Origin of the sequence: Sulfitobacter sp. G21635-S1, from assembly GCF_027213915.1 — a bacterium.
Taxonomy (GTDB): domain Bacteria; phylum Pseudomonadota; class Alphaproteobacteria; order Rhodobacterales; family Rhodobacteraceae; genus Sulfitobacter.
This window is the reverse complement of sequence record NZ_JAPWGV010000001.1, coordinates 319,681-333,172: the sequence shown is the minus strand read 5'-3', so window position 1 is coordinate 333,172 and position 13,492 is coordinate 319,681. Positions and strand designations below refer to the sequence as shown.

Below are 13,492 nucleotides of genomic sequence, written 5' to 3'. Positions count from 1 at the left end.
TCAGGCAAAGGCCTCATTCACCGTGACGGCCATGTATTTCTGTTCCGTGAATTCGTAGATGCCATCGTTGCCCGCCTCGCGGCCGATGCCGGATGTCTTGGTGCCGCCAAAGGGGGCCTTTGGATCTGCCATGATACCTCTGTTGATGCCAACCATCCCGAATTCCAGCCGCTCACCAAAGTTGATCGCGCGGGACAGGTCCCTGGTGAACACATAGGAGGCTAACCCGAAGTCGCTGTCATTTGCAAAGGACAGCGCTTCTTCCGGGCCCTCAACAGAAAAGATCGTGGCGATGGGCGCGAAAAGCTCGTTGGAACACATCACGTCATTGCGCCCGACATAGCGCAGCACGGTCGGCTCGAAAAAGAAACCGTCACCGGCAATCGGCTTGCCGCCGGCAAGCAGCGTGCCGCCCGCCTGGGTGAGCTGCGCAACGGTATCGGATAGACGGTCTCGCTGCCTGGCCGAGATCATCGGCCCTACATCGACCGGGTTCATGCCGTCACCGACCGTCAGGGCCTTGACCTTGGCCACGAATTTCTCGGTGAATTCCGCTTCGACGCGGGCATCCACGATGATGCGGTTTGCCGCCACACAGGCCTGACCCGCGTTGCGGAACTTGCAAATGATCGCCTGATCGACGGCAAGGTCGATGTCGGCGTCATCAAGGACGATGAAAGGCCCGTCGCCACCCAGCTCCATCGATGCGTTCATGATGTTGCGGGCACCCTGTTCCATCAGCAGGCCGCCGACCCCGGTGGACCCTGTGAAAGACACCTTGCGCAGGCGCTTGTCCTGCATCAGCGGTTTCGACACGCCGGAGGAATTGGTCGTATGCAGCAGGTTTGCCACGCCCGGCGGGAAGCCCGCGTCATGCAGCACCTGCATGAAAAGCGCGCCGGTCATCGGCGTTTCCTGCGCGGTCTTGGTGATTGTCGTGCAGCCGGCCGCCAGCGCTGCGCCCCCCTTGCGCACGATCATCAGCAGCGGAAAATTCCACGGTGTGATCAGCAGGCAGGGGCCGACGGGCTGGTGCGTCACCATCACCCGGAAGCCGCCGTTCGAGCTCTCGGAATAGGTCCCATGCAGATGCGCGGTCTGTTCCGCGAACCACAGCAGGAAGTCTGCCGAGAGAAGGAATTCGGCGCGGGATTCGGTCAGCGGTTTGCCGCTTTCCAATGTCATCGTATGTACGAAGGCCTGTTCGCGCTCCAGCATCAGGGCGTGGGCGCGGTGCATGAGATTGGCACGAGCACGCGGGGCCACGCGCGCCCAGGCGGCCTGCGCGGCCTGCGCACTGTCAAGCGCCCGCAGCGCATCTTCACTGCCCGCGTCAGAGACTTCGGCAATGGTTTTTCCGGTGGCCGGATTGATCACGTCAAACTGAGTCGCGGCATCTGTCCAGGCCCCGTCAATGTAAAGCCGCGTGTCGGGCAGAAGGCCGCCTTCCGGCTTTGATACAAGGTCCTTGGGGTGATTTGTCATGGTATTTTCCTTGTGGACTTGGCGGCTGTTCCGCGCTGATGGCGTGAATAGATATTGCGTAATACTGTATTATCGGATTATGTTCCTGACAAGCGCATTTTGCTGGCGGGGCGCTGTCCGGCCAGAATTTCCCAAGCAGAATTCAGCTTGTTGACGGTATTACGGTATTACAGTAAGCATGTGGCAAGAGAGTTGATTTCCGGCTTTGAAAGAAGCGGGTTTCGGCTTCTGCGCCGATAGCTGTCGGCGGAGAATCAAGGGAGGATTTCAGTCAATTGCAGGGGGTTCAGGCGCCCATCGGGCGCGCAGCCCTCAGGGGAAACGCCCAACCGGCACGGCGTGGCCCTTGGCTGACAGAAGATTGAACGCGGCACTGCCGCAGGTGAGATGAAAAAGGGAGAACTGGCATGAACGAGACGACATTGAATGGCCTTGAGCTTGACGTGGCGGTCATCGGGACGGGGGTGGGCGGCCTGTACGCGCTGCACCGGACACGCAACGAAATGGGCATGAACGTTCAGGCGTTCGATGACGCCGGGGGCGTTGGCGGCACCTGGTACTGGAACCGCTATCCGGGCTGCCGGGTCGATACGGAATCCACCGTTTACACCTATTCTTTCGACCTCGACATGTTCCAGAACTGGGAATGGTCGGAACGCTACGCAAAACAGCCCGAAGTTCTGGGCTATCTCAATGCGGTGGCTGACAAGCATGACCTCAAGCGGTCCATCAACTTCAACACCCGGATCACCAGGATGGTGTGGAACGAAGATGAGGGCCGCTGGACCCTGACCACGGCCAAAGGCGATGTGGTCAAGGCAAAATATGTCATCGAGGCGGTTGGCCTGCTGTCGTCTTCCTATGCGCCGCAGTTCCCCGGGCAGGACAAGTTCAAGGGTGACGTATTGGTCGCCTCGCGCTGGCCGGAGCAGGAGCCGGACCTGAGCAACAAACGTGTCGCAGTGCTGGGTACGGGGTCGACCGGCATCCAGATCGTCACGGCACTGGCCGACAAGGTGGGCCACCTCCATGTTCTGCAACGGACCGCGCAATGGGTGGTGCCCCTGGGCGTCGGCCCGTTCCCGCAGGAAACCCGCGAAAAGATCAAGGCCGATCCCCGGGGGTTCCGCGACTGGGCGCTCAGCACTGGTGCGGTATTCGGTTTCGACGAGGCGACAACATCGGCGCTTGAGGTGTCCGAGGCTGAACGCCAGAAGGTTTATCAGACCGCCTGGGAAAAAGGGAACGGCTTTGCCTTCATGCTTGAGACATTCTCCGACATCCCGGTGACGGCAGCAGCCAACAAGACCGCAACCGATTTCATCAAGGGCAAGATCGACGCAATCGTGACAGACCCGGAGGTGGCCGCAAAGCTGACGCCCAGCGATTATTACGCGCGGCGCCCGCTGGCGGCGGATGGCTATTACGAGGTCTACAACCGCGACAACGTCACCCTGCACGACGTCAAGGCGCACCCCATCGAGAGCTTCAGCGAAAACGGGTTGATCATCGACGGCGAGGAGCTGGCGCTGGATGTGGTCATCATGGCGACGGGGTTCGACGCCATGACCGGCAATTACCTCAAGATCGAAACCATCGGGCGCGATGGCACAAAGCTGCAGGACGCCTGGAGCGATGGCCCCCATGCCTATGCCGGGATGTCGATTGCCGACTTCCCCAACCTGCTGATGGTCTTTGGTCCGTTCAGCCCCTTTACCAGCCAGCCGCTTGTCCATGAATGGCAGGTCAACTTCCTGACCGACATGATCAAACATGCCGAAGAGGGCAGCGGCGTGATCGAAACCACCAGGCAGGCGCAGGACAGCTGGGTCAGGGTCTGTCAGGAAGGCATGGCAGGCACGCTGTTCGAGGTGACGGACAGCTGGATCAACGGTGCAAACATCCCCGGCAAGCCGCGCACCTCGATGTGGTACATGGGCGGCATGGGGAACTATGTGACAGAGATGAACGCCATCCGCGACGACAATTATCGCGGTTTCGAGATCCGGTAAATCACGCTTTGACCAGCGGTCGGCCTGCCCGTATCGGGTGGGCCCATCGCGTTCATTTTCACTGCCTCGCGGGACCTGTGGGGCAGAGTTTTCATTTCGGTAATTTTTCCAACCTTTCGTTCCGGGTATGCAGGGCATCAATGGTGGCGGGAGGGCCAGCGGCCGGATTGCGTCTGTGGACGATACCGCTCGTGGCCGGGAATTCAGGCTGTGGAGGAGCACAGAAATGGCACGCAAACTCATTCGCAATGCGCATATCATCTCGATCGATCCCGAGGTGGGGGTCATCCCGCGCGGCGACATCCTGATTGAAGGCAGCAAGATCGCGGCAATCGGCACAGACCTTTCCGTTTCTGATGCAGAGATCATCGACGGCGAGGGCCGCATTGCCATTCCGGGTTTCATCGATACCCATCGCCACACCTGGCAGGCGCTGCTGCGCGCCAGCGGGGCCGACTGGACGCTGGCGCAATATTTTGCGGGCGTGCGGGGTGTCATGGGCACGCTCTACACCCCCGATGACATGAAGATCGGCAACCATCTGGGCGCGATTGCCGCCCTCGATGCCGGGATCACCACGCTGTACGACTGGTCCCACAACAACAATTCGCCCGACCATTCCTCGGCTGCGGTCGAAGGACTGATGGCCGCCGGGATGCGGGCTGTCTTCGGCTATGGCAACTCGGATGCGGAATGGGTCCCGGTCAGCGACGCGCCATCCGATTTCGAGGACGTGGCGCGGGTGAAGCGCGAATATTTCTCCTCCGACGATCAGCTTGTCACTATGGGTTTCGCAGCGCGCGGCAATCAGTTCGCCACGATGCGCGTCACCAAAGAAGACTTCGTCAAGGCCCGGGACCTTGGCTTGCGGATCAGCGTTCACATGGGTGACGGGCTGTGGGGCATGAACAAGCCGGTGGTCGATCTGCATGCCGAAGGGCTGACAGGGCCGGACGTGACCTATGTCCACTGCAATTCACTGCAGTCAGAGGATTTCCAGATCATCGGTGACACCGGCGGCACCGCCTCTATTGCGCCGGAGCTTGAGCTGCACATGGGGCATGGTTTCCCGCCCACGCTGTCGCTGATGAAGGTCGGGGTGCGCCCGTCGATCTCCATCGATGTGGTGACCACGGTGCCCGATGACATGTTCTCGGCCATGCGTGCGCTGCTGTCAGGCACGCGGGCGGTGGTGAACAATCAGGCGCTGATCGACAAGGTGATTGTCGACCCTCTGCCGCTGATGGCAACAGATGTTCTGGAATTCGCCACGCTGCAGGGCGCGATTGCCTGCGGGCTGGGTGACAAGACGGGATCGCTGACCGTCGGCAAGGAAGCGGACATCGTGCTGGTGAACTGCAATTCGCTGAACACGATGCCGATGAACAACGCCTATGGGATCGTTGTCGAGGCGGCCCATGCGGGCAATGTCGAAACGGTGATTGTCGCCGGTAACATACGCAAGCGCGATTTCAAGCTGGTCGATTTCGATCATGCTTCCTTCAAGACAAGGGTCGAAGCCGCGCGGGACGGTCTTTTTGAAAAGGCTGGCGTGCCCTCTGACGGCTCATGGTTGCCGCGCCCCTTCGAGGCCGCCACCGACAGCGAGTTCTGAGCGATGGCCGGGGTCCGCCAGCGGCCCGCGCTTTCCGTTGTGGGCGGCGGGTTGGGCGCGGGAAAAACCTCTCTGATTGCGCGGCTGCTTGAGCAGCCGGGCATGGGGCGCACCGGGGTCGTGGTGAATGAATTCGGTGAATTCGGCGTCGATGACCTGATGCTGGGGTCATCCGCCCCGGATGCGCAGCTGGCGCTTCTGCGCAATGGTTGCATCTGCTGCCGTCCGGGCAATGACCTGTCCGAAGCCGTGCGCAAGATGATCGCGGCGGCACCCGAACCCTTGGTGCGGATCCTGGTGGAAACCTCCGGCGTTGCGGAATTGTCTGCGGTGCTGGCCAAGATCGGCGCGGATCACGTGCTGCGCGGGATGGTGCGTCTGGATGCTGCTATCGCCGTTGTAGATGCCACCGCCCCGGATGAGACGCGGGCCGAGCATATCGCCTGCGCCGACCGGATCGTGGTGACGAAGACCGACCTGGTGGTGCCAATCGCCGCCGCGGCGATACGGCGGCGTATTGCCGCGATGAACCCGACGGTGCCCATCCTTGACGGCCAGGCGCGGCCCGACCCGGACGTCCTGTTCAATGCCGGCCTGATCGACGGGCGCAGCGGCGAAGTGCAGGCAGATGCATGGCTGCGCGCGCAGGGCAGCGTTCATGTCCACCATCATGGCGAATATCCCGACAGCATCCGTTCGTGGCTGATCGAGACCGGGCCTCAGGACTGGACGCAATTGTCACAACATATCGCCCGGATGAGCCGCGCGGCCGGTCCGGCCCTGTTGCGGCTCAAGGGCATTGTCGCGGACAGGGATGATGCCCGCCCGCTGGCACTGCAAATGGTGCGCTACCAGATCTACCGGCCGGTGCGGCTGACCCGTGAGGCGGGCGATGGCCGCAGCCGGATTGTCGTGATCGCACGCGCCACCGCGGCCCCGGCGGTCGAGGCGCTGGCCAAGCGGTTGAGCGCGGCCGAGGTCGCCATCGAAGTTCCATAACAGGAGAGACATGATGCACTACATCGTTCATTGCCTTGATTATGTCGGGCAGGTTCAGAAACGTCTGGACCACTACGACAGCCACAAGGCCTATCTTGCGACGAATCCGATCAGGACACTGATTTCGGGTCCGTTGCTGGCGGAGGATGAGGAGACGATGATCGGCTCGTGCTTTCTGGTCGAAGCGCAGAGTATGGAGGAGGTCATGACCTTTCACCGGAATGATCCCTTTTATGCGGCGGGGATCTGGGAAAAGGTGTCCATCCGTCCGTTCAGCAAGCGCGTGGACAATCGCACATGAGCGGGCCGGTACGTGTGGCGCTTGCCGGCCTTGGCTGGTGGGGACAGAAGATCACCGCCGTTTTGCAGGCCGCCCCGGACGAGGTGACAATTGTCAGGGCAATCGAGCCAAACGCCGAGGTCGCGATGGCCTTTGAAAAGGCGCATGGCATTCCGGTGACCGCCGAACTTGATGCAGCATTGGTCGACCCTGATGTCGAGGCGGTGCTGCTGGTCACGCCGCATAGCCTTCATGCGGCGCAAATCGCGGCCTGTGTGGCGGCGGGCAAACATGTCTTTTGCGAAAAGCCCCTTGCGATGACACGCGCCGGCGCAGTCGCGGCGGTGGATGCCGTTGAAGCGGCGGGGCTGATCCTGGCGACAGGGCACGAGCGCCGCTATGAGCCGCCCATCGCCCGGATGATTGCGGCGGCGGACAGGGGCGAGATGGGCCGGTTGATGCAGTTTGACGCCACTTTCAGCCACGACAAATTCCTGTCGCTGGACCCAACGAACTGGCGTCTTGGTGCCGGGGATGCGCCCGCCGCCGGGATGACGGCGACGGGCATCCACCTGCTGGATCTTGCGGTGCGGCTGATGGGTCCGGCAAAGAGCGTCATCTGTTCCTGCGAGACGCTTGCATCGGAACTGCCGCAGGGTGACACGATCGCTGCCTTCGTGATGTTCAAGGGGGGTGGCACAGCGACAATTGCCGCCAATCTCGCGATGCCCTTTGTCTCGCGCTGTTCGCTGTTCGGATCCGAAGCCTGGATCGACGTCAGGGACCGCGCCCATGTGGAGGCCCCCGATGGCTGGGTTGTCACCAGCGCGCGCAAGGGCGGAAAGATCGAGGTGGAAGAGGTCGGCCCGGCAGAGCCCGTGCGCGACAATATCGTGGCTTTCGCGCGGGCGATCCGTGGGCAGGCCGCCTATCCCATCACCACCGGCCAGATGATCGAGACCGCGGCCCTGCTTGAGGCGATTGTAAGCAGTTCGAAGTCGGGGGAGCTGGTTACTCTTTAATCAGCCACAAGGCTGTTGCAGCTGGCGCCGGGAAACCGGCGCCAGTTTTGTTTTGTCTGCAGTGAAGGAAAGCGCGGTTTCAGCCGCCACGCCGTTTGCGGCCCTGCATTTCGGACAGGAACATGCCCAGGGCAATGGCGACACCCTGAAAGATCATCTGCCAGGACGTCTCCAGCCCCAGGACTTTCAATGTCTGGCCAAGCTGGATCAGGAACAGGGCGGCACCGGTGACCGCGATCATAGACCCGATCCCGCCACTGATGGCCGTGCCACCCAGGACGGCAGCGGCAATCGGTGCCAGCAGATAGGGGTTGCCGACGTCCAGTGTCGGATTGCGGATAAAGGCCGAAAGCAACACGCCGACGATGCCATAGAGGAAGGAGGCCGCGACAAAGGCACCAGCCTGGTATCGCCGGATCTCGACCCCCGTCGCATAGGCCGCACGCGGGTTGGCACCCACCGCCTCGAAACGGCGTCCAAGCTGGGTCCGGCGCAGCAGGATCGTCAGGACCAGCGTCAGGGCAATGGTGATCCAGACCGTTGTATTCAGTCCCAGCCAGCGGGTGCCGCCAAAGCCTGCAAGGGCGGTGGGGACGCCGGATTCGGCGGGCAGCCCGGTCCGGTACCAAAGCGTGATCCCCGAGACGATTGCGCCGGTCGACAGGGTGACAATCAGGGCATTGAGCTTGAGCCAGGCCACCAGCAGGCCGTTGATCAGACCGACGCACATCGCTGCCAGGATGGCCATGAAAGTTCCGATGACCACGGAGCCTTCCGCGCCGCCCGATGTTCCCAGCAGGACCGTGCTGGACAGCGTCACGATGGCAGGCACCGACAGGTCGATGCCGCGCGCCATGAGAACCAGGGATTGGCCCATTGCCGCAATGGCAAGAAAACCCGCGAAGGGCAGGATGCTGATGATCGAGGTTGCCGAGACACTGCGCGGCAGAAAGACCGCGCCGATCAGCAGCAGTATCGCCAGGGCAATCCAGATGGCGGCGAATTGCATCTGGATCGCCGGCACGCGGCCTTTGCCGCCCCGTCCGCTGCGTGACGTCCGTGTGTAATGTGACAGGGCAGGCGTTGTTGAATCTGTCATTTTTCCCTCGTCGGTTTCTGGGTCCGGGGCGGGCATCAGGCGGTCGATCTCTTGGTGGCCCGGATGACCTTGCGGCGGCGCAGGGCCGATTGCATCAGTGTTTCGACTTCACCCAGCCCGGAGTAGAGGAAGATCGCAAAGAGCGTCATGGCGCCGCTGGCGATGATCCCGAAAGAAGTGGAAAGGCCCAGAAGCGTGATGACATTGACCATCAGCGCAAAGAACAGCGCACCAAACAGGGCACCCACGAAAGAGCCGCGCCCGCCAGAGAGCGCCGCACCGCCAAGGACGGCAGCGGCGATCGAGGTAAGCGCATAGTTTGCGCCGACCGTCGGCGCACCCACCCCAACCTCCGAGCCGAGGAAGAATCCGGCAACCGTCGCCATGAGGGCGGCAAGCACATAGGCCCTGACATGGACACGGTCCACGCGCACGCCGTTACGCTGCGCCGCAACCTCGCGAAATCCGACGGCCTTTGCCTCCAGTCCCGAGCGTGTGCGATGCAGCCAGAAGTCGAAGGCAATGGCGACGCCGAGCAGAACGAAGATCGAGATCGGCAGGAAGCCGATGCGTTCGCGCAGGAGACCCGTGAATTCCTGCGAGATCATCCCGGCAGGTGTGGGCCGGCCCAGCAGGGCGGCACCCTGAAGGACGGACAGCATGGCGATGGTCGTGATCACCGCGTTGATATTGGCAAAGCGGACCAGGGTGCCGTTGATCAGACCAACCACCGCGCCAATGGCAAGGCATCCCAGCACGCCGAGGATCTGCATCCCGATGGGCATCTGAAAGGCGATCATGAAGGATGCGGCAACCACCGTGAGGCTCATCATGGAGCCCACGGAGACGTCGAGGCCGCGCACCAGAAGCACATGCAACTGGGCCATCGCCACCATCGCGGCAGGCGCGGTTGCCAGCAGGATGTAGCGGATGTTGACATGGCGCAGGAACACATCTGTCTGCAGCGCCGCATAGCCGCCGACGATCAGCGTCAGTGCCGCCAGGAACACAAGCGGCACCCACCAGATGTTCGACCCCGAAATCAGCGTGCGGAAAACGCGGGACATCATGCCCGCCGCTGTATCTCCGGCCTGTTTTGCATCTCGTGCCCGCAGGAAACTGGATACGATCTGTTCTTCGTTGACGTCTTGGCCGGTCAGTTCCGCCACGATACGCCCGCGCGAAAAAACCAGCACCCGGTCGCAGATGCCCGCAAGCTCCTGCGCATCCGAGGAATTGATCACCAGGGCGCCATCCTCGCGCAGGTTGGTGCGGATCGCCTGATAGATGTCGTGGCGCGCGCCTGCATCAACGCCCTGGGTCGGTTCGTCGATCAGCACGGCCTTGGCATCGGTCCGGAACGACCGGGCCAGAACGACCTTTTGCTGGTTGCCGCCCGACAATCCGCTGATCGGTGTTTCCAGCGTTGCCGTAACGACGCCGAATTCATCGCGCATCGTGGCGGCGTGGTCCTGTTCCTGCCGGTTGGACAGGAGGCCGCGCCGGGCGAAGTCGCGCAGGCGGGGCAGGGTCATGTTCTTGCGCACGCCAAGGTCCGGGAAAATGGATTCCCCGGCACGGTCGGCAGACAGGCAGAGCACGCCCGAACGGATCGCATGGCGCGGTTCCGTTACATCGACGGCCTTTCCCTTGCAGGTGACAGTGCCGCTGTGGCTGGCTTCAAGCCCCGCAATGGCGCGCAATGCCTCGCGCTGGCCGTTGCCTTCGGCGCCGGCAAAACCCACGATCTCACCCCGGTTGGCGACAAAACTGATGTCTTCGAATGCATCCCCAGACAGGCCATCGACCACAAGGACGGGATCGGGTTCGATCCGTCCCGCCTTGGCGGGGTATTCGCTTTCGACGTCCCGACCGATCATGCGGGAAACTAGCTCCTGTTCCGAAGTGTCATCGGTGACGTCAAATGTGCCCTCGTGCACCCCGTCGCGCAGGATCGTGACCCGATTGGCGAGGTCCAGAATTTCGGGCAGGCGGTGGCTGACATAGACGACGCCGGTGCCCTTTGCCGTCAGGTCGCGCACCAGCGATGTCAGATGTGCCACGCCATCGTAATCCAGCGTGGACGTCGGCTCATCCAGCAGCAGCACACGCGGGTTGGAGAGGAGCGCCTTGACCACCTCGACGAACTGGCGATGTGCGGGTGTCAGATTCCCGACAGCGGTGGTTGGTGAAATGCCCAGGTTGAAGGGGGCCAGCTGTTCTTCGGCCCAGCGGACCATGCTGCCATAAGGCACGCTGCCTTTCGGCGTGGCGAGAAAGAGGTTCTGCGCCACGGACAATTCGCGCACCAGGCTGTCGTCCTGATAAACGGTGGCCAGGCCATATGATATCGCCTCTCGCGGGTCGGCATGGGCGAGGTGCTTGCCGCCGATTTCGATCCGGCCGGCATTGGGTGTGATCGCACCGGATGCGATCTTCATCAGCGTCGACTTGCCGGAGCCGTTTTCGCCGAGGATCGCGTGCACTTCGCCCGCGTGAACATCAAAACTGAAATTGTCGAGCGCTTTCACGCCCGGATAGGATTTGGAGACGCTCTCCATCTTCAAAACGATATCAGCCATGCGGCGTTCTCCCCCACTCGAACGTCCGGCCATGGCAGACAGCTGCCGCCATGGCCGATGTGTGCTTACTTGAACATCGCGCGAAGCGTGTCCGGATCGACGAGGGTCGAAACCGAGACTTCGTCGGGCAGGCTGGCATCGCACTGGTCAACCGTTGCCTGTTTCATCGAGAAGGGCACATCCAGGTTGGCAGGGATCTCAGCGCCGCCGTGGGCCATCATGCCGGCCGTCAACGCCAGACGCGCCTGGTAGTTCTGGCCGGAGGAGTAGAAGACCTTGAAGTTGGGGTTGCCCGCCGCCTTCATGTCGCAGAACAGCCCCTGCTCATCGGTGCGCAGGGCAACGGTGAAGTCGAGCGGTTTGTTGGCGGATTCATAGGCGCGCACGCCGCCCCGGAACCCGTCTGCGTAGTCATAGATATACCCATCAATCTTGTCGAAACGGGACAGGATCGCGGAGACCGCGGAAAAGGTGCCTTCCTGGGTCCAGTTGGTGTCTTCGGTGGCAATGATTTCGACACCGTCGAGGGTTGCGACCTCTTCCGCTGCGCAGCCCTGCCATGTGGCCGACAGCGGGTTGCCGGGTGTGCCACCCAATGCCGCGATGGCTTTTGCTTCGGGGTTGCCGGTGCGGACCGCGCGGATGAATTCCTTGCCCAGCTCGCAGATGTTTTCCGAAATGTTGGTGACATAATCTTCGCCCGGCGTGCCTGCGACGGTGCCGTTGTGCAGAATGACCGTGATCCCGGATTCGGTCGCTTCGCGGATCGAGGGGGCCAGTGCCTCGCCGTGGTCGGCAAAGGTCACGATCACATCGACGCCCTGGGCGATATAGGCGCGGAAATCCGACAGCGCCTTGGCGGCGTCACCGCGCGCCGAAGTATAGACGATCTTGCCCACCTCCGGGTAGGTCAGCGCCTGCATGATGAATTCCATCTTCGTCACCTGGCGCCAGACGTTCTCGCCAAAGCCGTCGGCATAGGCAACGGTCAGCTCTCCGCCGGTGCCGGTGTCGCATTGGTTGTCGTTCCAGCACTGGATCGCCTTGGCGCGGATTTCTTCGCTGACCGGCATTGCAGCGTGCTCAAAGGCTTCCTGGAAAACCGGGCCGACATCGGTGGTGCCAAGCCGCGAAGACATCATCTCTTCGGCGGATTGTGCTGCAGCAACCATCGGCAAGCCGAGGGTCATCACGGTGAGCGCCGTCAGGCGGATGGGCCACGTCAGGCCGTTGTGTTGGGTCATTTTAGATTCCTCTCCCTGGTAAACGGGCCGGAGGTCTCCTCCCTGGCCCATGATCGCGTCCGGCCGACATTTGGTGATGCTCCGCCGGGTCGTATGTGTCGCCGGCTTGTACAGCAGGCGGGGTCTGTCTCTTTGACTTACTATAATACCATAATACGGTCATACGTCAACTCGTGAATTCTGGCAGCATTCCGTGATCGTCCGGATGCTTGCCGGATGCCTGAATGTGCCAACGTCGCCCCGATCGGGGGCGACGCAAGATTTCCATTTTGGGATTATTTGATTTCCCTGTGCCGTTACTGCGCGAGGTAACCGCCGTCGATAACAAGCTCGGCGCCGGTGACAAAGCTCGCCTCATCCGACGCCAAGTACAGGCAACCATTGGCAATTTCCCGTGGCGTCCCGGCCCGGCCCATTGGCGTCATGCCGATGACGAATTCGTTTATGGCGGGGTCCTGTGCCTGGGTCAAAGGGGTGTCAATAAACCCCGGATGAACCGAATTCACGCGAATCCCCTCTTTCACATAGGTGATTGCCGCGTTCTTGGTCATCATCACCAGCGCGCCCTTGGACGCATGATAGGCATGGGCGCCCGCGACGGCGGCCTTTCCCCAGATCGAGGAAATGTTGATGATGGAGCCGGACTTTTCCTTTTGCATATGCGGGATCACTTCACGCATTCCGAAGAACACGCCGTCCTGGTTCACCCCGATCACCTTGCGCCAGTTCTCTGTCGAGCCGTCGGCCACACCGTCATAGACGGCAATCCCCGCGTTGTTCACGAGGCAGTCGATTCGGCCCCGCGCCTCGACGATCTGCTTGATCGCGGTTTTCCACTGGGCCTCATCCGCCACGTCGAGCGTGATGCCGGTCACCCCGTCCGGGTAGACACCTGAGGGGTTGCTGGTGCTGCCAGCATATACGATTGCACCTTCCTCGTGAAAACGTTCGACAATGCCCAGCCCGATTCCGCGGGATGCCCCGGTCACCAGGACAACTTTTCCATCCAGTCTCATTTACTTCCTCCCTTGACGCGCATTTGCGCGGTTTTCGAATTTCTGCAATATAGTAATACCGTATTATCATAAGACGTCAAAACTCTTGTCATGTTCGATTTCTGCAGAACGCAAGGGCCATGCCGCAGCGAATTTTTT

At 61.6% G+C, this 13,492-nt stretch carries 10 protein-coding genes; 5 read left to right on the top strand and 5 right to left on the bottom strand.

Going from position 1 to position 13,492, the window contains the following annotated elements:
- Positions 1-1,485 carry an NAD-dependent succinate-semialdehyde dehydrogenase gene (locus O4H53_RS01570; RefSeq protein ID WP_269360830.1) on the bottom strand — a complete coding sequence of 495 codons (1,485 nt, stop codon included), beginning with the start codon at positions 1,483-1,485 and terminating at the stop codon, positions 1-3.
- Between the two features lie 407 nt (positions 1,486-1,892).
- Here O4H53_RS01570 and O4H53_RS01565 point away from each other — a divergent pair, with 407 nt between their 5' ends.
- The 5 genes from O4H53_RS01565 (at position 1,893) to O4H53_RS01545 (ending at position 7,413) form a co-directional block, all read left to right on the top strand.
- Positions 1,893-3,497 carry a flavin-containing monooxygenase gene (locus O4H53_RS01565; RefSeq protein ID WP_269360829.1) on the top strand — a complete coding sequence of 535 codons (1,605 nt, stop codon included), beginning with the start codon at positions 1,893-1,895 and terminating at the stop codon, positions 3,495-3,497.
- A 226-nt stretch (positions 3,498-3,723) separates the two neighbouring features.
- Complete coding sequence (locus tag O4H53_RS01560) at positions 3,724-5,112, top strand: amidohydrolase family protein (RefSeq protein ID WP_269360828.1); 1,389 nt, start codon at positions 3,724-3,726, stop codon at positions 5,110-5,112.
- A 3-nt stretch (positions 5,113-5,115) separates the two neighbouring features.
- Positions 5,116-6,111 (top strand): CobW family GTP-binding protein, encoded by a 996-nt coding sequence (locus tag O4H53_RS01555; RefSeq protein WP_269360827.1) that lies wholly within the window; start codon positions 5,116-5,118, stop codon positions 6,109-6,111.
- Positions 6,112-6,124: 13 nt separating this feature from the next.
- Positions 6,125-6,412, top strand: a complete 288-nt coding sequence (locus tag O4H53_RS01550; RefSeq protein WP_269360825.1) for a YciI family protein — start codon at positions 6,125-6,127, stop codon at positions 6,410-6,412.
- Positions 6,409-7,413, top strand: a complete 1,005-nt coding sequence (locus O4H53_RS01545; RefSeq protein WP_269360824.1) for a Gfo/Idh/MocA family protein — start codon at positions 6,409-6,411, stop codon at positions 7,411-7,413. Before O4H53_RS01550 ends, O4H53_RS01545 begins: the two co-directional genes overlap by 4 nt.
- Before the next feature lie 79 nt (positions 7,414-7,492).
- On the opposite strand, the gene O4H53_RS01540 is transcribed toward O4H53_RS01545, so the two are convergent.
- The 4 genes from O4H53_RS01540 to O4H53_RS01525 all read right to left on the bottom strand — a co-directional run bounded on the left by O4H53_RS01540 (position 7,493) and on the right by O4H53_RS01525 (position 13,354).
- The gene (locus O4H53_RS01540; protein ID WP_269360822.1) at positions 7,493-8,512 is read right to left on the bottom strand and encodes an ABC transporter permease; all 1,020 of its coding nucleotides are present in this window, start codon (positions 8,510-8,512) and stop codon (positions 7,493-7,495) included.
- Between the two features lie 35 nt (positions 8,513-8,547).
- Positions 8,548-11,094, bottom strand: coding sequence for an ATP-binding cassette domain-containing protein (locus tag O4H53_RS01535; protein ID WP_269360820.1), 2,547 nt, complete (start codon positions 11,092-11,094; stop codon positions 8,548-8,550).
- Between the two features lie 65 nt (positions 11,095-11,159).
- The gene (locus tag O4H53_RS01530) at positions 11,160-12,338 is read right to left on the bottom strand and encodes a substrate-binding domain-containing protein (protein ID WP_269360819.1); all 1,179 of its coding nucleotides are present in this window, start codon (positions 12,336-12,338) and stop codon (positions 11,160-11,162) included.
- 296 nt (positions 12,339-12,634) lie between these two features.
- On the bottom strand, positions 12,635-13,354 hold the full coding sequence (locus O4H53_RS01525) for an SDR family NAD(P)-dependent oxidoreductase (RefSeq protein ID WP_269360818.1): 720 nt from the start codon (positions 13,352-13,354) through the stop codon (positions 12,635-12,637).
- Between the last annotated feature and the right edge of the window lie 138 nt (positions 13,355-13,492).

What these genes read in the sequence shown, in the direction of transcription:
- O4H53_RS01570 (WP_269360830.1), bottom strand. Translation starts at nt 1,485, where the DNA reads ATGACAAATCACCCCAAGGACCTTGTATCAAAGCCGGAAGGCGGCCTT.
- O4H53_RS01565 (WP_269360829.1), top strand. Translation starts at nt 1,893, where the DNA reads ATGAACGAGACGACATTGAATGGCCTTGAGCTTGACGTGGCGGTCATC.
- O4H53_RS01560 (WP_269360828.1), top strand. Translation starts at nt 3,724, where the DNA reads ATGGCACGCAAACTCATTCGCAATGCGCATATCATCTCGATCGATCCC.
- O4H53_RS01555 (WP_269360827.1), top strand. Translation starts at nt 5,116, where the DNA reads ATGGCCGGGGTCCGCCAGCGGCCCGCGCTTTCCGTTGTGGGCGGCGGG.
- O4H53_RS01550 (WP_269360825.1), top strand. Translation starts at nt 6,125, where the DNA reads ATGCACTACATCGTTCATTGCCTTGATTATGTCGGGCAGGTTCAGAAA.
- O4H53_RS01545 (WP_269360824.1), top strand. Translation starts at nt 6,409, where the DNA reads ATGAGCGGGCCGGTACGTGTGGCGCTTGCCGGCCTTGGCTGGTGGGGA.
- O4H53_RS01540 (WP_269360822.1), bottom strand. Translation starts at nt 8,512, where the DNA reads ATGACAGATTCAACAACGCCTGCCCTGTCACATTACACACGGACGTCA.
- O4H53_RS01535 (WP_269360820.1), bottom strand. Translation starts at nt 11,094, where the DNA reads ATGGCTGATATCGTTTTGAAGATGGAGAGCGTCTCCAAATCCTATCCG.
- O4H53_RS01530 (WP_269360819.1), bottom strand. Translation starts at nt 12,338, where the DNA reads ATGACCCAACACAACGGCCTGACGTGGCCCATCCGCCTGACGGCGCTC.
- O4H53_RS01525 (WP_269360818.1), bottom strand. Translation starts at nt 13,354, where the DNA reads ATGAGACTGGATGGAAAAGTTGTCCTGGTGACCGGGGCATCCCGCGGA.